Below are 20,519 nucleotides of genomic sequence, written 5' to 3'. Positions count from 1 at the left end.
AGTCCTCATCCCTGATTATGACTTGAAACGGCGTAATGCAATTAATCCAAATAACCCTAAAATTAATCCACTACCAACACTTCCCCCTCCACCTGTGCTCACAGACTTATCTTCGATGCCAGATACAGGTTCTTGGACTACAGTTGCAGGAATAGTAATATATTGGAAATCTGAACCATCATTAAATCTTGATACACTCGTAACAACTTGAATTTTAAAAATGTCTGCACCATGCCAATTTCCATTTGGTGTGTAAACAACATTTCCATTCTGATCTAAAGTAACAGTACCTTTAGAAATTGGTGTATCAGTACTTTGTATAACTTTAAGACATCCAGGTTGCCATTCTTTACCATCAGGACGGTCACCAAATAAACGTTTACATGTAGCAGGAGTGACCAAATCTGCTTCACTCAAAGAGCCTAAAATACTAAATTTTGCAACTTGACCATATTTAATATCTTGGCCAACTGGAGCAATTTGGTTATCTAAAATATATTCAATTGCACCTAAATCACAAAGTTCATCGTAACCACTACGATTTTTACCACGTTGATCATATCTTTCACAGCTTGCTAAACCAATTGAAGAACCATCACTATAAAGACGTCCTTTATTTATGATTAATGAATCAGATAAACTTTGATAACTTTCAAGTAACCGTGGTCTAAAGAAACCGAGAAAACTATCTTTTGGCGTATTGTAAGGGCATAATAATCCAGTCGGAGAGGTTACATCACATACACCTTCATCACTATCACCCGCAATCAGCTTCTCACTCGCGGGATAAAGAATATTAGGGAGCTTTGCAGTAGCATTACGATTACATTCTGCTGTAACTAAATTACTTTGTATGACGGCCTTGTCAGTCGTACTTACCTGACAATTAACAGTATTTCCTACTAATATACTATTTGAAACCGAGGCATTACTTTGTGGAGCATCAAGAAATAGCCCTTTATCATTTTTAATCATTGTAATGTTATTAACAAACATTCCGTCTCGGATGTTCGCAATAAAACCACCTTTATTATGAAAAATTGTACTATTACTTATACCAATTGCTCTGGAAGTTAAATATCCTCCCGTACTTTCATCGGCAAATTTAGTTTGTGTATAAAGTAAAGCATTATCTGCCGTTGTAACTTCATTATCACGTATTACAGATTGAGTAATAAAATAGAGCGGCATTTCACTATATAGAACGCCACCTTGAGCTGCTTTATTATTCTGAATTAAATTATTGATAAGCGTAACTGCACCAGCAGTATTTGTCGTATTAGATAAATTACCTGCGTTATAAATTGCACCACCTCGTGTTGCATAACCATTTATCAAACGTGAATTTCGAATAATTAATTGTTCATGGTTATAAATCAACCCGCCTTCTAATGCTGTCGTGTTAGGACCTGCACCTTGTAAATTAAGATCGCTTAAAGAAACAGAAAAAGATGCTTTTTCAACATTCTCATCATCAATCTTAAATAGCTGATCTGTACCCACCATTTTTATTGTCGCGTTATGCGAACCTGGTTGATCATCTACTAAAGTAGAATCATTTTTTGCTGTACTAATTGTAAGAGGAGCTGTAATCGTTATTCGGGTATTTAATGCATATTCTTTATCACGCTGTAAAATAATATTTGATGAAGCATCTTTATTTCCACAGCCATGGTAACCATTTGCATATTTTTCTACATCGGCTGCATTAGATGAACCACGATAATTTAGAAACTGTACAGCTTCTCGTAGCGTACATACCGTATCATCTTTATCTTCATCAACTAAGCTTGTGACTTGAATATCAGCAGAATAAGCGTGCCCAGCAGCAGCCAATAATGCAAAAGCAATGCTCCGTTTGAGCATACCCTTCTCCTTACCTATTTTTTTCATTTTTCTTTGTCAATATTGCAAAGTTTCCACTTTTGCAAACGCATCCTTTGTGCGTACTTTGTCACAGGAATCAGAATTTCTCAAGATGTTTTGATCGGTCTATAGCGTCATTTTAGATAAGTAGCTTTATAAATATTTGGACAATTAAGCATCTATTGATATATGGAAATTTTACTTATGAAAAAATTTAACATTTCACTCTAAGACTTAAAGAATAAGTATTTAATAGTTCTTATTTTATTTTTATATTAGAAAACCGAACTTAGTCTAACCAACAAAAAAGACAGAATATAAGAAGTGTTTATTGTTGGTATTCATCAATCAAAGCATAGATTTGTCTTAAAGTTGCATTTGAAAGCTTAGTCTTCTCACCTTTAAGAAGTTTCTCTAGTTGAGCTACGGTCTGCAACAATACAGAAGCCTGATGAGGTCCATGTAAAAGTAAATAATCTACAATCTGCTGATCGAAATGGATACCACGTCTCGCCATAATAGAAGTGACTAAAGCATAGCGGTCCGCATATAAACTTCCACTTGGCACTTTTACACTGACTGCTTGAGTAAGACGTGATTGTAAGTCTGGCAGCTCCAGTTTCAATTCAATCGGTGCAACACGTGAAGAAAATACAAGTTGCCCTTCATGGTTATTCATTAAATGAAAGACCGCCTTTTGCCAGTGCGGCACACCACTAATAGATTCAATGTCATCTAAAGCAACTAAGTCATAGTGCTCTAAACAGGTAATTGCCTCTATGGGAGCATCAAGAAGTTCTAGCAAAGAAACTTTAATTGCAGACTTACCCACTTCCAAATAAGAATCACAAATTGCCGAAAGCAAATGACTCTTACCCGTTCCTGCACCTCCATAGATATAAAATCTATTTACTAGACCTGCATGTAGTTGACGCACTGCATCGACTACATGCCCCCAACCTGGTCCCGAAAAATCACTGATTCGGGCATCAAGTTGAGGTTCTATATCCAGTTGGAGTTGACGCATATAATGAATTGGCCTTGAAATTATTTCTGATCTGAAAGATTCGGTGTATCTGTATCTTGCTGTGTTTTAACTTCAAGATCAAGTTTAGTATTTCCAGTTTCTACATGAATTTGCTGAATATTACCCTCTTGTACAAATAATTCCGAATACGCGCCATAAAGACTACTTTTTTCGTAGTTATCTCTTAGATGTTTTAAGAGTACAACAATGACGGCAGCTACTGGTAATGCGATGAGCATTCCTAAGAAACCAGCAAGTTGGGCACCTGCCAATACAGCAAATACGACCGCAACAGGCGAAAGACCAATTTTATCACCGAGTAGGAATGGTTGTAGAATATAACCCTCTACGGCTTGACCAATCATAAAAACCACACCAACGAGTAGTAAGTGGGTCCAGTCCAGTCCAAACTGGAATAAACTCGCAATAACAGCTGCAATAATACCAACAGCAAATCCTAAATAAGGAATAATACTGGCAAGGCCAGCCACCATCCCAATAATAAGCCCGACCTCTAGCCCAATTAACTGTAAACCTACGGCATAGACTACGCCGAGTAAAAGCATAACGAGGAACTGACCTTTAACAAATGCTCCTAAAACGCTATGGCACTCACGAACGATTTGTAAAGTAGTCTCTTCATATGGTCGCGGAATGAGACGACGTAAGTTCAGTAACATACGGTCCCAATCGAGCAAGAAATAGAAAGCAATAATTGGAATTAAAACGATTGTTCCACCAATCTGAATAAAATTCAGACCTGATTGTGCAAGCTTTAATAAAACAGCTTGAATACTATCGGCACTGTAATTGGTCTGAACATAATCCATGACCGCTTTGGACATTTGATCGGTATCAATTTCCATTTGCTGAACATGGAATGTTGAAGAAATCCACGGTAATAGCTCTGCATTAATCCAATGGATTCCCGCCGGTATACTATCTCGTGCATAAACAAGTTGTTTCCAGATAAGTGGAACCAAATACCATAACGCAACAGTTAAAGTTACACCGATACCGATAAAAACAATACTAATTGCCAACCACCGAGGTAGCTTAATTTTTACTAGAACATCTACCAGTGGACTAAATAAATAAGCCAGGAAAAAAGCACCAAGAAATGGAATGACCACAGGCTTGAGCAAGTATAATACCCATACCAGCAATACAATACCTGCGAGTAAGAAAATACGGCGCAGTATACGATCTTGCATAAAATATAGCCTTTTTTGATTTAATCGTTATAAATGGAAAAATATTTTTATTAAAGATAGCATTTTCGAGCATAAATAACATAAGAGTTTCGTATATTCAGGTTATAATCTGCCGCCAATGCGGAGACTTCATTTATGAGCAACTCAACTTCTACCCCAAATACCGGTTTAAGCTACAAAGATGCGGGTGTTGACATTGAAGCGGGCGACGCACTGGTCGATCGTATCAAGTCAGTCGCTAAACGTACAACTCGTCCAGAAGTAATGGGCGGACTTGGTGGCTTTGGTGCACTATGCAAAATCCCTAAAGGTTACGAAGAACCTGTTTTGGTTTCAGGAACTGACGGCGTAGGTACTAAATTACGTTTAGCTCTTAACCTTAATCGTCATGACACAATCGGCCAAGACCTTGTCGCGATGTGTGTTAACGATCTTTTGGTTTGTGGTGCAGAACCATTATTCTTCCTCGATTACTATGCTACTGGTCACTTAAATGTAGACGTAGCTGCCAATGTAGTTACTGGTATCGGTAAAGGTTGTGAACTTGCAGGTTGTGCACTTGTAGGTGGTGAAACAGCTGAAATGCCTGGCATGTATGAAGGCGAAGATTACGATCTTGCTGGTTTTGCCGTAGGTGTTGTTGAGCAAAGTAAAATTATTGATGGCTCTAAAGTAAAATCTGGTGATGTACTTATTGGTGTTGCATCAAGCGGTGCTCATTCAAATGGTTATTCATTACTTCGTAAAATTTTAGACGTTAAGAATGTAGACCTAACTCAAGTGATTGATGGCCGCCCTCTTGCAGATGTTGCAATGGAACCAACACGTATTTATGTAAAACCAGTTCTTGAGCTTTGCAAACAAGTTGATGTACATGCTATGGCACACATCACTGGTGGCGGTTTACCGGGTAACTTACCACGTGTATTACCAAATGGTGCTCAAGCTGTAATTAATGAAGCTTCTTGGGAATGGCCAGAATTATTCAAACTTCTACAACGTGAAGGCAATGTAGAACGTTTTGAAATGTACCGCACCTTTAACTGTGGTGTAGGTATGGTGATTGCAGTTGACGCAAATGATGCAGAAAAAGCAATTGAAGTGCTTAATGCTCAAGGTGAAAAAGCTTGGAAAATCGGACATATCCAAGAAAATGCTGAATCAGTGGAAGGTGCAGACGAAAAAATTCGTGTGATCTTTGAATGATGAAAATTGCTGTTCTAGTCTCTGGGAACGGCAGTAACTTACAGGCCTTGATAGATGCACGTCTATCAGGGCAAATTGTAGGTGTATTGTCCAATAAAGCCGATGCTTATGCCCTAGAGCGTGCTCAAAATGCCAATATCGCAACAGCGGTAATCTCGCATAAAGACTTTCCTAGTCGTGCCGATTTTGATGAAGCGATGCATCAGCAACTTATGAGGTGGCAAGCTGACATCGTTATCTTAGCTGGCTTCATGCGTATTTTAACTGCAAACTTTGTCGATAAATGGCAAGGTAAAATGCTCAACATCCACCCTTCGTTATTACCTGCTTATAAAGGTGTTAATACACATCAGCGTGTATTAAATACAGGTGATCGATTGCATGGTTGTACAGTTCACTTTGTAACTTCTGAACTTGATGCTGGTCAAGCAATTGCTCAATCTGCGATTGAAGTCAAAGAACATGACAATGTTGCCTCTTTGGCAGAACGTGTACATAAACTTGAGCATTTCATTTATCCTCAAGTTGCAGAGTGGTTATGTAATGGCCAACTGACATGGAAAGATGGACAAGCCTATTTCCGTAATCAAATTCTTGAACACCCTATACGTTTTGCATCTTGGTAAAAGCTTTGCTCAACTTAAATTAAAAAAGGACATGCATGCATGTCCTTTTTTAATGAAAGTCTTATTAGTGTGAATTGCTATGAATAAGCTTCTTAATATAATTCACTGTCTCAATCGGATGCTCTAGAGGGAACATATGCCCTCCTTCAACGACACTAAATGGAATTCCCATTTTACGCTTTGCCATTTGAGGGAAACCTCTTTTTAAGAAGGCACTTTCTTTTCCTACAACTAAATGTACAGGCATTTTTGGTTTTGGCATAGGTAGCCACCACCAAGAAGGATTTTTACGGAAAATCGCAACTTCATCTTCACGAGAAATAGTGAGAGTTACGCCGCCACGTACCGAATCTTCTTTCAAAGCATAATCAATATAAGCTTGAAAGCAGTCTTCATCAAAGTCTTTATAAAAACCTTTTGGACGTAACAAAGAAGCCGCTTGCTCACGTGACTCCCAATGTTCACGACGACGTGCAGATAAACCTGCAGGTGTCATGTCATCAACTATCTTGGGTTTAAACAGTTTTGCCATATGAAAAGCAAAAGAGTATCTACCCAAAATAAGAGGTGGATCTAACATTATCACTTGTGAAAAAAGCTCAGGGCGTTTAAAAGATGCCATTAAGGTTAAAACTGATCCCAGCGAATGCCCAAGTCCAATCACCTTTCTCCCTTTAGCTTGACGTACAATACTATCAATCACCTGATCAACTAAAAAAGGCCAATGATCGGTAATTGGATAACGTTTGTCAGGACCAATGAGTGGAACATAAATGATGTCATACTCATCTTTTAATTGATCAAACAATTTTTGATACACCATAGATGGCACACCGTTGGCGTGCGCAAAGTGTATAACCGGTTTTACTGACATACCGTTATCCTGATTTAAATTATTGTAGCTTGGCGTTCTGACTCGTCTCTAAACGTTGAGCAACCGACTCACTTAAGCCTTTACCCATTTCTGCACCCATTCGACCAAGAATAGATTGTAATGGGTTACGTTCAATCGTGTAGTCAACTTTATTATCAAGCTTCAGTTCACGCATCAAGCTCGTAATGTTACCTGAGCGGTCAGCAACACCTAACTGGATTGCTTGTTCACCAGTCCAGAAAAGACCAGAGAAAATAGCAGGGTCATTCGATTTTAAGCGTTTCCCGCGTCCTTCTTTAACTGCATTAATAAAATGAGTATGGACATTATCGAGTACAGACTGAATATGTTCTCTTTGTACAGGATTAATCGGTTTTGTCATACTTAAAATGTCTTTATTGGTGCCCGCTGTCAAAGTACGGTCTTCAATTCCGAGTTTTTGAGCTAAACCAGTAATGCCATAGTTCGGCATAATGACACCAATTGAACCGACCAAACTTGATGGATTCACAATAATTTCATCAGCAGCAGAAGCAATATAATAAGCACCAGAAGCACCCATATCACCAATTACTGCATAGACTTTCTTGTCAGGATGTTCTTTTTTCAAATAGCGAATTTCTTGCCAAATTTCATCCGACTGAACAGGAGAACCGCCAGGAGAATTAATATTAAGTGCAATTGCTTTACTATTTGAAGCTTCAAAAGCACGTTTAAGCGCTTTATTCGTATCTTCACTATTTACTGCTTGATTACTTGAAGCATCAATGGTTCCAACAATATCAACTACAGCCAGATGAGCACTGCTACTACTTGCTGCTGAGCCTTCTTTGCTGGTTGAGCAACCCTTGCCCATTAACACAACAATAAATAATAGATAAATAAAAGTAAGTGTTTTAAAGAATATACCCCAGCGACGACTACGGCGTTGTTCTTCTACAGAAGCCATTACAGCTTTCTCAAGGATTTGCCATTCTGGTCCGTTCTGTTTAGGGGTTATAGGTTCATTTTGTGGTTTTGGTGGCCAATCGGACATAAAATTCCAATCCAAATCAATCGAAATGATGTCATTATATACGTTGATTTGATAAAAACTGTCTAAATAATATGATTTCATTTATAATATTTTTGTCTTTTTTATTTGTTGTTCCCTCCTTACCTTACTGCTATAGATGACTAGACCAGATTCAAAAAGCATGAACTATCAATTACTCAAAACATTTAGCCGACTACCTATTCAATTTGGGCGCTCTATTGCTCGTCTATTGGCTGGTCTTGTAAATACTTTAAAAATTACTAAAACCTCAAAAAGTATAGAACTTAACTTAAGGATTGCTCTACCCCACTTAACACCACAACAACGTATAGCAATTACAGAAAAGGCTATACGTAATGAATTAACCTCATATTTTGAATTTTTAAGTATTTGGGGTTCATCGAACCAAGAAAATATTTCTCGTATTCATCGTATAGAAGGCGAACAATACTTTCATGATGCTTTAGCAGCGAAGAAAGGTGTTGTACTCATTGTTCCTCATTTTGGTACATGGGAAGTAATGAATGCATGGTGTGCCCAGTTCACATCAATGACTATTTTATATAAACCAGTCAAAAATGATGATGCTGACCGTTTCGTACGAGAAGCTCGCAGCCGTGAACAGGCGAATCTCGTCCCGACCGATGAAACTGGCGTAAGACAAATTTTTAAAGCACTTAAACAAGGTGAAACTACAGTAATTTTGCCGGATCATACTCCGAATGTAGGTGGAGATATGGTGAATTATTTTGGTGTTCCACTTGCTTCAAGTAATTTAAGTGCCAAGCTCATCCAAAAAACTAAAGCGAAAGCTTTATTTCTGTATGCGATCCGTAATGAAAATGACGGGTTTACCATGCATATTGAACCTATGGATGAGAAAATCTATGAAGGCTCTGCTGACGATGGCACTTATGTCATCCATCAAGCAATTGAGCAGCTCATTCATAAATATCCAGAACACTACCACTGGAGCTATAAACGCTTTAAAGCAAACCCAGCTTTAGATAATGTTTATAATGTTGACCCTTCAGAAGCGATTAAAACTGTGAATAGACTCAAAGCTGAAGCTTTAGAGAACTCTACGCAACCAGATCCGCTCAAAACGTCGGTCGTGTAAAACCATTTTGTGATTTTCCAGAACAAAACTTAACTCCCCTTGCTCTACTGTACTTTTAAGTGGGATATGAAGGGTTTTTAAACGATTGATAACCTCTTGGCTAGGATGGCCATAACTGTTATCAAACCCTGCTGATGCAATTGCCAGTTTTGGTTGTAGGGTTGCAAGAAAATCATAAGCCGAACTGTGTTTGCTTCCATGATGCCCTAATACCAAAACATCTACTTTTAAGCTTGGATAGTCTTTTAACAGCTCGTATTCTGCTTCCCAGCCCGCATCTCCCATAATCAGAAAATTTTGGTAATCACTGACTCCTTTGAAATGAAGATATATCACACAGGAATATTGATTCTGTTGAGAAGGTACAAAAACTAAATCTTTTTGTTTAGGCCATAAAACTTGAATATCTAACTCAGGATATTGCCATTGTTGACCTTGATGGCAATATTGAAATGACTGCTTGAGAGTATTTGAAGATTGCTCATTTGAGAGAACCTGCTTTACAGGAATCTCCTGCTGAATGGCAGGAAAAGCCCCACTATGATCTTGGTCAAGATGAGACAACACAACACGATCTAACTGTTTTACACCTTGTTGGCGTAAAAATGGGACTACAACATTTTTGCCAATACTAAAGATCTTTTCATCGTAAGAGCCACCTGTATCAATTAGCCAGTTTTGTTCAGGATGTTCTAAGAAAATAGCCTGCCCCTGTCCAACATCTAAAATATGAAGCTGAATTTGCTGGTTCGTTTTATTCACTACAATTAGGGGTAAACAACAGAGTAATCCCCATATTTTTGGGAAAACGCCTTTAGGCAAAAATAAAATAAGGATACCTAAACTAACTGTAAATAGAGCTAGTAGCGTCAAGCTTATACCCTGTAATGGTAAAGAGATTTTTTCTAATAAGCCCAAACAACTCAGTAAGATACTGAGTAAAATATCATTGAAATGAAAAAGCATATTTCCAAATGGTTTTACTACAAACCATGCACAAGCAGCCAAAATATTTAATGGGACAATAACACTACCAACAATAGGCACAGCAATAATATTGGTTAATGGAGCAACCCAAGAAATTTGTTGAAAGAAAAGTAAGGTTAAAGGACTCAATGCAATAAATATTTTGCCTTGAGACTCAATTAACACCTTACTCATAAAAATCAGTTTTGAGCTTAAGCTTAAAAAATGTTGCTCAGGTAACTGCACTATAGTTTGGTAAATTCTTAATAAAATAAAGCATACCCCATACGACAGCCAAAAACCTGCAGAAAGGACACTAAACGGGTCCATTAGTAACAGTAGACTTGCGCTATATACCAGTAATGCAAATGGTTTAAGGGGTTGTTTTAATACTAGGAAAGAAATAAATATAAAGACTGACAACAATGTCCGTAGTGCAGGAATTTCAAACCCCACAAAAGCTGTATAAATTAAAACACCGAGGCAGCATGGCATAGTCATCAAAACCTGTTTCGGTTTCCATAAATAAATTTGAGGATAATAACGGCAGATGAGTTGATGACACACCCAAGACAATATGATGGCAAAAATAAGTACATGTGGACCCGAAATCGCCAATAAGTGAGCAATTCCTAATTGTTTAAATTGTAGTTGAGTTTCATCTGATAAAAGACTTTCATCACCAGTCAGCAAAGCTAAAAGTAGGCCCTTTTGCTGTAATGAAGAATTGTGTAATAGATGCCTAAAAGTTAAGCGAAGCTTTTCTATATTTAAATGAAATCTATTAAAAAAGGACTGCTGTCCTCTTAAATGCTGTTGATATCCCAATCGATATATTTCATCAAGGCTTAAAGGCTCAATATGCTGAACAATAAAACCAGACATTATATTTCGCTGAACAAACCACTTTTCCTGATCAAAAGCTCCTGCTGTGGCATAACTATGCGCAGGTTTTGTTTTTCCAAATAGTCGATAGTAATGACCTAATTCAAGTTCTGGATTACCCTTCAACACACCCTGATTATTATTTTTTAAATACAACAGCCAATTTACTGGTTCTTTAGTCAGATTTAATACTTGTGCATTTTGTTGAACTTTATTGTCTTTTTCTTCACTGAGTTGCTTTATATAAACAATAATATCGAGATTCTTTGAATCCGTTTCTCTTTGTTCTAAACGCTTAATCAGTTCTTTCTCGGCATATTGATATCCCACAGTAAATAGACTGACTGTACATAACAGGCAATACATTGTCTTTAAAAGTGGTCGACCAACAAATACTGGTCGTTTAAAAAGATAAAAAATAAAGCCAAGTAAAAGTAGAACCTTAGCTACTTCTCCATATTGCATGATTAAAGGTAAATTAATACCCATTAATGCAATACCGCCAACCCACCCCAATAGAATAATTTTAAACATTCAAAATCTTGTCATTATCATTTTAGGGGCAAAATTAAAGCCCAACTGAGTGGGCTTTAACAATGTGATTTAATGACAATTTTTTAAGAACCATTCACCCACAAACCATCTTCCATATGCAAGATAGAGTCTGCTGCTTGAGCTAATTGCTCATCATGGGTCACAATAAGCATTGCCATGTTTAGTTCTTTCTTAAGATCAGTCAGTAACTCGAAAATACCCACAGCTGTTTTACGGTCCAAATTACCTGTTGGTTCATCAGCTAGAACGACCGCAGGCTTAGTCACCAATGCTCGAGCAAGAGCAACACGTTGCCGTTCACCACCTGAAAGCTCACCTGGTTTATGGTCCATACGGTGAGATAGCCCAACGCGATCTAGCAAATATTCAGCTTGTGCCTTGACCGACTTATATTGGCTATCTGGTCGAAGCATTAAAGGCATCGCTACATTTTCAAGCGCACTGAACTCTGGCAATAAGTGGTGAAACTGATAAACGAAACCTAAATACTGGTTACGTTGAAAACCACGTTCCGCTTCACCTAAGTTATCAAAGCGCTGACCATTTAAAAATACTTGTCCTTGTGTAGGCTGATCTAAGCCGCCAAGTACATGTAATAAAGTACTTTTACCTGAACCACTCGCACCCACAATAGATACAAACTGTCCTGCTTCAACCTGTAAAGAAAGACCTTTAATGACTTCAACCTTAGATTTACCATCATCAAAATGCTTATAAATATCTTTTGCTTCTAGAACGACTTTACTCATAACGCAATGCCTCGGCAGGTTGAACTTTAGCTGCACGAAGCGCCGGATAAATAGTTGCCAAGAAACTTAAGAGTAAAGAAACAATTACGATAATTGTGACGTCTTGCCATCTTAAGTAAGAAGGTAAGTAATGTACAAAATAGGCGTCGAACAAATTAAGTCCAAGCACATTATTAAACCAAGAAATAATATCGCTAATTGTAAGTGCCAAAATTACACCTAAAACCGTACCCGCAACTGTACCAATTATACCAATCACGGTACCTTGCACCATAAAGATTTTAGTAATCATGGAGGGTGACGCACCTAAGGTACGCAAAATTGCAATGTCGGATTTTTTATCGGTTACAACCATGACCAAAGACGAGACAATGTTAAATGCAGCAACCACAATAATCAGTACGAGTAATAAACCAACTAATGTTTTTTCCATTTGAATAGCATTAAACAAATTACCATGGGTATAGGTCCAGTTCGTTGCGTAGAAATTGCTTGGTAAGTTTTTCACAATATCATCGGCAACTTGAGGAGCCGCAAAGATATCATCCATTTTCAAACGGACGCCTTGAGCACCATCAGGTAAACGCAATAAAGTCGATGCATCATATAAAGCAATGTACCCGACCATCGAGTCCACTTCAGCGCCGACACTAAAAATACCAACCAGTTTAAAGCGTTTAAAACGAGGGACAACACCTGCTGGAGATGGCGTTGCTTCTGGTAACACCAATGTCACACTGTCATTTAAACGTAAACCAAGTGAATCGGCCATGTCTTTACCAAGCACGATACCAAATTCACCCTTTTTAAGTGAGTCGAGGCTACCGGCAACAATATGATTTTGAATGATAGAGACATTCTTTTCATATTTAGGGTCAATACCCGTTACCATAATACCGGCCACTTGCCCTTGAGCAGTTAACATACCTTGCAATTGGGTAAAAGGTGCAACTCCAGTCACATGGGGATGATTTTCAACTCGTTTAACCAGCTCAGGCCAATCCGTAAGAATTTGCGTCGATGAAACTGTCGCTTGCGGTACCATTCCCAAAACACGATTTTTCAATTCGCGGTCAAAACCGTTCATTACAGAAAGTACCGTAATCAGTACAGCGACACCAAGTGTCAAACCGACCATCGAAACCAATGCAATAAAAGAAATAAAATGATTACTGCGTCGTGCGCGAGTATATCTCAACCCTATATACAGTGAGATTGGTTTAAACATACCTTCTAAATCCAAGGTGATTGATGGAAAATAGAGAAGTGTGATCTACACTTCTTATTAGCCATATCGTTAGATGCTGTATTAAGGTTTAAAAATCAGTAAGTTCTGACCTATCCTTAACAATCCTAATATTATATTGCTGCGCTATTTTCTACTACTTAAGATATGAGATCAATTTGATCATGCATTTAGCTACGAATTAGAACAATTTAATGAATAAGCTCAACAAATTACCCTCATCTTCTCCTATTTAGATTTAATATGTTGGGCAAAATTACGGTTTGCTTGAATGTCTTTATAGAAATACAGGAATAGACCAAACAAGATAATAAATGCCCCCACAAAAACCATCATTGAAAGATGCTCATGGTTTAAAACAGCGCCAATCACCATAGCTAACATAGGCGTAATCACAGTTGTAAGCGATAAGGTAGTTGCTTTGATATTTTGTACAAGTTTGAAATAACAGAACATGGCAACGAGTGAAGCCATCAGAACTGTATAAATTAAAGCAAATAAAGATTTAGCTTGCGGTAAGTGGCTCGGTGCATATTGCCAAATAAATGGGATAAGACAGCTCGCCAAAAGTGATGAAACCAAGATTGAACCAGTTGCTTGAGCCATGGGCTGAACTTGGGCATTCACTTTTTTTACCCAAAAAATAGAAAATGAATAAACAAAAACACTGATCAACATTAAAACAATGCCAAATGGATGCACGTGCTGACCTGATCCATTTAAGCAAATAATTGCGAGGCCACAAACAGCAATCGCCATACCGAACCACTGTAATTTATAAAGATGCTGACCAAATCCAAAACGTCCAATGAAACCCGCCATAATAGGCGCCAGACCAAACATCAAAGCGATCATGCCTGAACTTAAATACTGGGTCGCAGCATAGGTAAAAATTTGAGAGCCAATTAAGCTAAAGGACCCTGCAAAATAACTATGGAGAGCTTGTTTATGAATGGGAAAAGACGTTTTTAGAATAAGTAAAACTATAACCGAAAGAGGTAAAGCAATATAAAAACGTAAGAGTAAGGCCCACATGACATGTAAGTCACACACGCTCCATACAATGGCTAAAGGTGTCGTTGCCCAAATAAATACAAGCAAGACATAAGTTGAAGCCAAGTTAGTCTGAGATGGCATAAGAGGCTCACTAAGCTGTTTTACGTTTTTGCTTTAAAATTGTTTGATCGAGCGCACTCGAAAATTCACGTTTATCTCGTTCTGAAATTGGAGGTGGGCCACCCGTCTGGACTCCTGCACCGCGGAGCGTATCCATAAAGTCACGTAAGTGCAAACGAGCCTTAACATTTGCAGTGGTATAAATTTCACCGCGTGGATGAATCGCAATACCGCCCTTTTCAATAACTTGAGCAGCAAGCGGAATATCTTGCGTAATGACAATGTCATTTTCAGACATACGATCTACAATTTCCTGATCGGCCTGATCGGCTCCACTTAAAACCTGTATTGATTTAATACGTACCGACGGGGTAATTCCGACATTTTGATTGGCTACAAAAATCACTTCTAATTGATAACGATCTGAAGCTCGTAAAATGACTTCACGCAAAATTTTAGGTAATGCATCTGCGTCTACCCACAGCTTAAATGGCAGCACGTTATTCTCTATTTCCACTAAAAATCTAAGTCTAACAGATGCATTTCACTAGAGAATAGCGCTAAATATAAAACTTGTTTTCTAAATTTAATTTTAACAATACCTTAACAGTTAGTCATCTTCGCTCTTAAAAATGAGTGATTTCCCCCATTAAAAGGCTTTTTAATAAGTAAATATGTGCTTTTACAAGAGAATTTACATATGTTGACTTGAAAAATAGCAATTACCCTCGATTTAATATAACAAGTGAGATAAACCCAACATCAATCGTACTTATGAAAAATCAAAACAGTCCAGAAGTTATTACGGTAAACGACCAAAATTTTGGTAGTCATGGAGAGCATTGGAATCTACTGACCTCCCATCCAGAGACAGATGTACCAAAATGGCTTGGACTGGCGCTTGATGCTCCTGTAATGCCAATGGGTTTATGCCAAAATGAAGATGAAATGGATCAATCTTTCTGGTTGATTCAAGGTCCTCAAGGGCAAAATGTCACTATTAACCAAATTATTGCGGTTGAAAATCAAAAACCTCGTGCTTTAAAAACAGCATTCCCTAGTTTTGAAAGTCCTTATCAATATAATGCGCAAATTGAACGCATCATTACTTGTGACTCAGCAACTCAGGCAGTATTAAGTTTAAGATTAAATAAAAATACGACTGTTTATGCATTTGATAATTTATTTAGTGTTAATCGTTGTCAATATGACAAAACTCAAACTTACCAAGTTCAATTTAATGCATGGGCTTATGAATTAGAATCAGTCCCTGCTGGTGAAACAATTGTTGTAGATGATCCAGCATCAATTAAGCATCACCGTGCGTTAAATGCAATTTTAACTGAACATAATGGAATTGCACCTGAAAACCTACAAGAACTCATTAATGAATGGCAGCCAAAAACTGAGGAAGATCAAGAACCTGTAACGGTTGATTTTTCGAAAATGGTTGCATATTTATATGGGGAAAATCTTGGACAAGAAGATGAAGCGTGGTTCCAAGGTAATATTGTCGGTAAAACTTCAATGACATTTATGGGTGCAGAATATACTCTTTATGATGTCACTTTAGTTTTGGAAGATGATCTTCCTGCCATATTAGTGCGCATTGCGACCCAAAATGATTTGTACAAAAACTTTAATATTGGTGAATATATTCGCGGTAATATCTGGATTCAGGCGAATATTTATGCTAAAAATAGTGAAACTAATTGAATTTCACTAATATTTTAAAAATTAGGCTATTGAATGAAGATTATACCTGAACAAACCACCAGCCTCATTCAAACTAGTAACCCACGTATAAGGGTCGATACTGGTGCGTTTTGCTTTTTTGTTTTAGGTATGTTCTTAGCCGCGATGATGATCCATCAATTTGGTTTTGTCCCTTTTTAATGAATAAATTGCACAATAAATAAAGCCCTCTTTCGAGGGCTTTATTTATTTGATTTACTTAACCATTACGTTTAGCAAAATCATCCATAAAGCGGATAAGCGCTTGAACGCCTTCTAATGGAACTGCGTTATAAATACTTGCACGCATACCACCAACTGAGCGGTGACCTGCCAAGTTCAATAAATGATTTTCTTCAGCTTCTTTCAAGAATTGCTTTTCTAAAGCTTCATCTGCCAAAGTAAATGGTACGTTCATAATTGAACGGTTTGGAATAGCAATCGGATTATTATAAAAATCGCTTGAATCGATATAACCATAAAGTAACTGAGCTTTTTCAAGGTTAACTTTATGAATAGCGTCTACCCCACCCTGCTCTAGTAACCATTCAAATACTAAACCAGACAAGTACCAAGCATAAGTCGATGGTGTATTTACCATAGAGCCATTTTTCGCTTGCTCACCATATTTTAAAATACTTGGAATTTCTGGTTTAGCTTGGTCGAGTAAATCATCACGAACAATAACGATTGTTAAACCAGCAGGACCAATATTTTTTTGTGCGCCAGCATAGATTAAACCAAACTTGGTCACATCTAATGGAGCAGATAAAATACTTGATGAATAGTCACAAACAAGTGGTGCTTTAACATCAGGAATACCTGCAAACTGTAATCCGCCAATTGTTTCATTATCTGCGTAATGAACATAAGCAGCATCGTCAGATAAGTTCCATTCGCTTTGATCAGAAATTGCGAACTTACCATCTACTTTAATGCCTGCTTCTACAGCATTAATGTTGCCATAACGTTTTGCTTCTTTTAACGCTTTTTCAGACCAAATTCCTGTATGGATATAATCTGCTTTGTTATTTTTACCAAGCAGATTTAAAGGAATTGCTGAAAATTGTAATGACGCACCACCTTGTAAAAACAGCACTTTATAGTTTTCAGGAATATTCATAAGCTTACGCAAGTCTGCTTCAGCTTTTTCAGCTACCGCAACATAGTCAGCACTACGGTGACTCATTTCCATGATGGATAGACCTTTACCTTGCCAATCCAACAATTCTTGTTGAGCTTTTTCTAAAACGGCAGTAGGTAATGCAGCAGGACCAGCACAGAAATTGTACGCGCGCATGATTTTTCCCTTGTAAAGTGAAACACAATAAAAAAAGGCATTTAACCACAGATTGCTTAAGCTTGCAGCAGCTTCTCTAGTAAATATTTCAATGCTAGGGCGTATTTAGGTTTATTTTTTCAATAACTATTTTATTTATTTGTTTGCTTTCACTTATTTTTTTATAAGTTTTACTAAATAAAGTTCAACTTGACTTGTGAATAGAGTTTCCCATACTGTGCTGAATATATAAAAACTTGCTATATGATTTTCCATCACGCAAAATAAACTCAAAATCATTTTGTGCTTTTATACAATTGTATAATAAACAATATGATAATTGAATTTAATAACAAGAAATTTAAACTATAAGGGATGATCAAAAATTGTTATATAAAATGCCAACACATCAGTATCGACAGTCTAAACGCCCTTTTTTCTTTAAACCCAATTATCTCGCGTTGGTATTGGGAGTATTTATTGCAACGCCTATTTATGCACAAAGTTTAAGTTATGCTGAAGCAGAACAACAAGCTTTAAAAAGCTCATATAGCACTCAAGCCAACCAAGCCTTACAACAAGCCTCTCAATTAGAAGCTGAAGCAGTCAAAGGTTTAGGGTTACCTAGAGTTGATTTAAACGTTCGAGCATACGCATTTCACAGTGAAACCGATGTGCCGCTGGGTGCTTTTAAACAAAAGCTTGAGAATGATTTAAGCCAAGGGCTCAATGATAAGCTTTCACAGTGGAACAATGTCATTCCATCCGATGTTTTAGGACAAGTTCAGGAAGGTTCAAATCAAATCATCCATGACGGTATAAATCGTTTTCCAGACTACGCCAATTTAACTGTAGAAGATCAGGTCGTACGCCCGTCTATTTCGGTTGTCATGCCACTCTACACAGGGGGCTTAACCACTAGTGCAAAAAAGATAGCCAACATTCAGGCCCAGCGCTCTCAGCTTTCAAGCCAACAACAACAAGATATCCAGCGGTTTGAAGTGGTACAAAGTTATTTTAATGTGCAATTACAGCAACAACTGGTCGCGAGTAGTTTATTTAACTTTAATGCAATGCAAAAACATTACAGCAATGCACTAAAACTCGAACAGCAAGGTTTTATTAGTAAAGGACAACGCATGCAATTTGAAGTTGCCCGTAATAATGCAGAGCGAACTTTACAGAATGCACAAGCAAATCTGAATGCCAGTCAATTTAGTTTAAACAATCTTTTGCATCAGCAAAGTAATCCTGATTTAAGTACGCCTCTTTTTGTAAATACAATTCGTAGCCAATCTTTAGAAGCATTGCTAAGTAGTTACGCTCAAAAATCGAGCCTTGTACAAAAAATGCAGTTAGATACTCAATTAGCTAATACAAATATTCAAGCTCAACAAGCAGCGAAGAAACCAAGTCTATTTGCTTTTGGTGAATATTCACTCGATGAAAAGGAAAACTGGATTGTAGGTGTGATGGCAAAATACAACCTGTTTTCGGGTGTAGATAAAAATAAGAATATTCATGCTGCCGAGTTAAAACGCTATGCTTCAGAACTCATGACTGAACGAACGAAACAGGAAATTGAAGGATTATTAAATAAGTCATATAACGAGCTCAATTCCGCACAGCAAAGTCACACGCTATTACAAAGAAACATCAGTGCAGCTCAAGAAAACTTACGTATTCAAGAACTTTCTTTCCGTGAAGGTATGGGAACAGCCACCCAAGTCATTGATGCACAAAATGCATTAAGTGCCCTAAAAACAGAAATGGCTTTAAATGCATATAAATATGTCATGTCACTTGCAACCTTATTGCAAAGCCATGGTTCTATGGACCAGTTTAAAGCTTATGTGACTCAACCACACACTGACTATATCCGTTAATAGGGGCATAAAATGAATCAAGAATCATCTTCTTCTCAGCAAGATTCACCTGTTACGGATACAGAGCAAACAGGTCAAGATCAACAGAGTAATCAAACCGACAATGCTCAAGAAGTAAAATCGAATAAAAGTGATACACAATCACCTAAAAATTCGAAAATTAAACTAGTTATTGGTGTGGTCATTATTGCTTTGTTGGGTTTGATTATTTTCGGTTTGTGGAAAAGCTATCAACCTAAGCCTATTGAATTACAAGGCAGAGTTGAGGCTGAAACTCTTCACGTCAGTACTAAAGTTCCAAGTCGTATTGAAGAAATTTATGTCCAAGAGGGCCAAAAAGTTACTAAAGGACAACCTCTTGTTCGTTTAGTTAGCCCAGAAATTGAAGCTAAAAAGCAACAAGCCTTAGCAACCTTACAATCGGCTTTAGCATTTCAATCGACTGTAGACCGAGGCTCCCAACAAGAAAATATTGATACTCTTTATGCCAACTGGCAAAGTACGAAAGCTCAAGCAAACCTTGCAAAAACCACTTATCAACGTGGTGAAAACTTATATAGACAAGGTGTCATTTCACGTCAAAGACGAGATGAGATGTTAGCAGCACAAACTTCTGCTCAAGAGTTAAGTGAAGCATCTTATCAACAATATGCTCGAGCAAAGCGCGGAAGTACCAGCCAACAAAAATCTACAGCAGATGCTCAAGTTGATATTGCAAAAGCAGCAGTCAGTGAAGCCCAAGCACTTGAAGCAGAAACCCGTTTACTCGCTCCTATTTCGGGTACAGTTTCCAAAACTTATGGTAAGCCTTCCGAACTGGTTGCGATGGGTGTCCCAGTTGTCAGCATTTTAGAAGATGATGATTTGTGGGTGAGTTTAAATGTCGGTGAAAATCAATACGCTTCTGTTTATAAAAACAAAACGCTAGAAGGATTCATTCCTGCGCTGAATCAAACCGTGATGTTTAAAATAAAAAATATTGATGCAGAAGGCGAATTTGCCACGATTAAAACCACTCGTCAGACTGGCGGTTATGATATTCGTAGCTTTAAATTACATCTGGTGCCTGAGCGTCCTGTCAAAGACTTAAAGGTTGGCATGAGTGTTCTATTTAAAATTAAAGAAGAAAAATAA

At 37.6% G+C, this 20,519-nt stretch carries 18 protein-coding genes and 1 pseudogene; 8 read left to right on the top strand and 11 right to left on the bottom strand.

Annotated elements, in window-relative coordinates:
• Nucleotides 1-15: 15 nt before the first annotated feature.
• The 3 genes from rbtA to cxpE form a co-directional block, all read right to left on the bottom strand.
• On the bottom strand, nucleotides 16-1,866 hold the full coding sequence (gene rbtA / locus ACH63V_RS00260) for a rhombotarget A (protein ID WP_311069442.1): 1,851 nt from the start codon (nucleotides 1,864-1,866) through the stop codon (nucleotides 16-18).
• Between the two features lie 328 nt (nucleotides 1,867-2,194).
• Nucleotides 2,195-2,893 carry a DnaA regulatory inactivator Hda gene (gene hda / locus ACH63V_RS00255; RefSeq protein ID WP_396462410.1) on the bottom strand — a complete coding sequence of 233 codons (699 nt, stop codon included), beginning with the start codon at nucleotides 2,891-2,893 and terminating at the stop codon, nucleotides 2,195-2,197.
• A 20-nt stretch (nucleotides 2,894-2,913) separates the two neighbouring features.
• On the bottom strand, nucleotides 2,914-4,107 hold the full coding sequence (gene cxpE / locus ACH63V_RS00250; protein ID WP_263614386.1) for a chloramphenicol efflux transporter CxpE: 1,194 nt from the start codon (nucleotides 4,105-4,107) through the stop codon (nucleotides 2,914-2,916).
• Between the two features lie 135 nt (nucleotides 4,108-4,242).
• On the opposite strand from cxpE, the gene purM reads away from it, so the two are divergent.
• The gene (gene purM / locus ACH63V_RS00245; RefSeq protein ID WP_000071984.1) at nucleotides 4,243-5,313 is read left to right on the top strand and encodes a phosphoribosylformylglycinamidine cyclo-ligase; all 1,071 of its coding nucleotides are present in this window, start codon (nucleotides 4,243-4,245) and stop codon (nucleotides 5,311-5,313) included.
• Nucleotides 5,310-5,939, top strand: coding sequence for a phosphoribosylglycinamide formyltransferase (purN, locus tag ACH63V_RS00240; protein ID WP_311069443.1), 630 nt, complete (start codon nucleotides 5,310-5,312; stop codon nucleotides 5,937-5,939). The genes purM and purN overlap by 4 nt, the downstream gene beginning before the upstream one ends.
• 64 nt (nucleotides 5,940-6,003) lie before the next feature.
• On the opposite strand, the gene ACH63V_RS00235 is transcribed toward purN, so the two are convergent.
• Together ACH63V_RS00235 and sppA are read right to left on the bottom strand one after the other, a co-directional pair.
• Complete coding sequence (locus ACH63V_RS00235; RefSeq protein WP_311069444.1) at nucleotides 6,004-6,813, bottom strand: alpha/beta hydrolase; 810 nt, start codon at nucleotides 6,811-6,813, stop codon at nucleotides 6,004-6,006.
• Nucleotides 6,814-6,832: 19 nt separating this feature from the next.
• Nucleotides 6,833-7,849, bottom strand: coding sequence for a signal peptide peptidase SppA (gene sppA / locus ACH63V_RS00230; protein ID WP_233929962.1), 1,017 nt, complete (start codon nucleotides 7,847-7,849; stop codon nucleotides 6,833-6,835).
• Between the two features lie 136 nt (nucleotides 7,850-7,985).
• Between sppA and ACH63V_RS00225 the strand changes: the two genes are divergently transcribed.
• Entirely contained in the window at nucleotides 7,986-8,969 is a 984-nt protein-coding gene (locus ACH63V_RS00225) for a lysophospholipid acyltransferase family protein (RefSeq protein ID WP_311069445.1), read from the top strand.
• Here ACH63V_RS00225 and ACH63V_RS00220 read toward each other — a convergent pair.
• The 3 genes from ACH63V_RS00220 to ACH63V_RS00210 all read right to left on the bottom strand — a co-directional run bounded on the left by ACH63V_RS00220 (nucleotide 8,922) and on the right by ACH63V_RS00210 (nucleotide 13,352).
• Nucleotides 8,922-11,354: a DNA internalization-related competence protein ComEC/Rec2 gene (locus ACH63V_RS00220; RefSeq protein WP_396462409.1), complete on the bottom strand. Its 2,433-nt coding sequence runs from the start codon at nucleotides 11,352-11,354 to the stop codon at nucleotides 8,922-8,924. The two genes, ACH63V_RS00225 and ACH63V_RS00220, sit on opposite strands and share 48 nt — an antisense overlap.
• An 83-nt stretch (nucleotides 11,355-11,437) precedes the next feature.
• Nucleotides 11,438-12,124, bottom strand: coding sequence for a lipoprotein-releasing ABC transporter ATP-binding protein LolD (gene lolD, locus ACH63V_RS00215; protein ID WP_311069447.1), 687 nt, complete (start codon nucleotides 12,122-12,124; stop codon nucleotides 11,438-11,440).
• Nucleotides 12,117-13,352, bottom strand: a complete 1,236-nt coding sequence (locus tag ACH63V_RS00210; RefSeq protein WP_396462408.1) for a lipoprotein-releasing ABC transporter permease subunit — start codon at nucleotides 13,350-13,352, stop codon at nucleotides 12,117-12,119. The genes lolD and ACH63V_RS00210 overlap by 8 nt, the downstream gene beginning before the upstream one ends.
• Before the next feature lie 136 nt (nucleotides 13,353-13,488).
• On the opposite strand from ACH63V_RS00210, the pseudogene ACH63V_RS00205 reads away from it, so the two are divergent.
• Nucleotides 13,489-13,569: pseudogene (locus tag ACH63V_RS00205) on the top strand (PilZ domain-containing protein); the annotation flags it as partial.
• A gap of 29 nt (nucleotides 13,570-13,598) precedes the next feature.
• On the opposite strand, the gene ACH63V_RS00200 reads toward ACH63V_RS00205, so the two are convergent.
• Together ACH63V_RS00200 and ACH63V_RS00195 are read right to left on the bottom strand one after the other, a co-directional pair.
• On the bottom strand, nucleotides 13,599-14,507 hold the full coding sequence (locus tag ACH63V_RS00200; protein WP_396462407.1) for a DMT family transporter: 909 nt from the start codon (nucleotides 14,505-14,507) through the stop codon (nucleotides 13,599-13,601).
• A 10-nt stretch (nucleotides 14,508-14,517) separates the two neighbouring features.
• A complete protein-coding gene (locus ACH63V_RS00195) occupies nucleotides 14,518-15,003 on the bottom strand; it encodes a YaiI/YqxD family protein (RefSeq protein ID WP_079377047.1) in 486 nt (161 codons plus the stop codon).
• 257 nt (nucleotides 15,004-15,260) lie between these two features.
• Here ACH63V_RS00195 and ACH63V_RS00190 point away from each other — a divergent pair, with 257 nt between their 5' ends.
• On the top strand, nucleotides 15,261-16,202 hold the full coding sequence (locus tag ACH63V_RS00190; protein WP_304456461.1) for a hypothetical protein: 942 nt from the start codon (nucleotides 15,261-15,263) through the stop codon (nucleotides 16,200-16,202).
• 33 nt (nucleotides 16,203-16,235) lie between these two features.
• Nucleotides 16,236-16,382 carry a hypothetical protein gene (locus tag ACH63V_RS00185; RefSeq protein ID WP_019457296.1) on the top strand — a complete coding sequence of 49 codons (147 nt, stop codon included), beginning with the start codon at nucleotides 16,236-16,238 and terminating at the stop codon, nucleotides 16,380-16,382.
• A gap of 58 nt (nucleotides 16,383-16,440) precedes the next feature.
• Here ACH63V_RS00185 and serC read toward each other — a convergent pair whose 3' ends face one another.
• Entirely contained in the window at nucleotides 16,441-17,520 is a 1,080-nt protein-coding gene (gene serC, locus ACH63V_RS00180) for a 3-phosphoserine/phosphohydroxythreonine transaminase (RefSeq protein ID WP_396462406.1), read from the bottom strand.
• Nucleotides 17,521-17,897: 377 nt separating this feature from the next.
• On the opposite strand from serC, the gene ACH63V_RS00175 reads away from it, so the two are divergent.
• On the top strand, nucleotides 17,898-19,385 hold the full coding sequence (locus tag ACH63V_RS00175; protein ID WP_396462405.1) for a TolC family protein: 1,488 nt from the start codon (nucleotides 17,898-17,900) through the stop codon (nucleotides 19,383-19,385).
• Between the two features lie 12 nt (nucleotides 19,386-19,397).
• Entirely contained in the window at nucleotides 19,398-20,519 is a 1,122-nt protein-coding gene (locus ACH63V_RS00170; protein ID WP_396462404.1) for an HlyD family secretion protein, read from the top strand.

The sequence above is a fragment of the Acinetobacter sp. ABJ-A23_2 genome (assembly GCF_044538765.1).
GTDB lineage: Bacteria > Pseudomonadota > Gammaproteobacteria > Pseudomonadales > Moraxellaceae > Acinetobacter > Acinetobacter nosocomialis_A.
Note: the sequence above shows the minus strand (reverse complement) of the source record. Positions and strands in the feature narration are given on the sequence as shown.

Coding starts and splice junctions, on each gene's coding strand:
- cxpE (WP_263614386.1), bottom strand. CDS start 4,107: ATGCAAGATCGTATACTGCGCCGTATTTTCTTACTCGCAGGTATTGTA.
- ACH63V_RS00220 (WP_396462409.1), bottom strand. CDS start 11,354: ATGTTTAAAATTATTCTATTGGGGTGGGTTGGCGGTATTGCATTAATG.
- lolD (WP_311069447.1), bottom strand. CDS start 12,124: ATGAGTAAAGTCGTTCTAGAAGCAAAAGATATTTATAAGCATTTTGAT.
- rbtA (WP_311069442.1), bottom strand. CDS start 1,866: ATGCTCAAACGGAGCATTGCTTTTGCATTATTGGCTGCTGCTGGGCAC.
- ACH63V_RS00185 (WP_019457296.1), top strand. CDS start 16,236: ATGAAGATTATACCTGAACAAACCACCAGCCTCATTCAAACTAGTAAC.
- purN (WP_311069443.1), top strand. CDS start 5,310: ATGATGAAAATTGCTGTTCTAGTCTCTGGGAACGGCAGTAACTTACAG.
- ACH63V_RS00170 (WP_396462404.1), top strand. CDS start 19,398: ATGAATCAAGAATCATCTTCTTCTCAGCAAGATTCACCTGTTACGGAT.
- hda (WP_396462410.1), bottom strand. CDS start 2,893: ATGCGTCAACTCCAACTGGATATAGAACCTCAACTTGATGCCCGAATC.
- ACH63V_RS00235 (WP_311069444.1), bottom strand. CDS start 6,813: ATGTCAGTAAAACCGGTTATACACTTTGCGCACGCCAACGGTGTGCCA.
- purM (WP_000071984.1), top strand. CDS start 4,243: ATGAGCAACTCAACTTCTACCCCAAATACCGGTTTAAGCTACAAAGAT.
- ACH63V_RS00200 (WP_396462407.1), bottom strand. CDS start 14,507: ATGCCATCTCAGACTAACTTGGCTTCAACTTATGTCTTGCTTGTATTT.
- ACH63V_RS00210 (WP_396462408.1), bottom strand. CDS start 13,352: ATGTTTAAACCAATCTCACTGTATATAGGGTTGAGATATACTCGCGCA.
- serC (WP_396462406.1), bottom strand. CDS start 17,520: ATGCGCGCGTACAATTTCTGTGCTGGTCCTGCTGCATTACCTACTGCC.
- ACH63V_RS00175 (WP_396462405.1), top strand. CDS start 17,898: ATGCCAACACATCAGTATCGACAGTCTAAACGCCCTTTTTTCTTTAAA.
- ACH63V_RS00190 (WP_304456461.1), top strand. CDS start 15,261: ATGAAAAATCAAAACAGTCCAGAAGTTATTACGGTAAACGACCAAAAT.
- sppA (WP_233929962.1), bottom strand. CDS start 7,849: ATGTCCGATTGGCCACCAAAACCACAAAATGAACCTATAACCCCTAAA.
- ACH63V_RS00225 (WP_311069445.1), top strand. CDS start 7,986: ATGACTAGACCAGATTCAAAAAGCATGAACTATCAATTACTCAAAACA.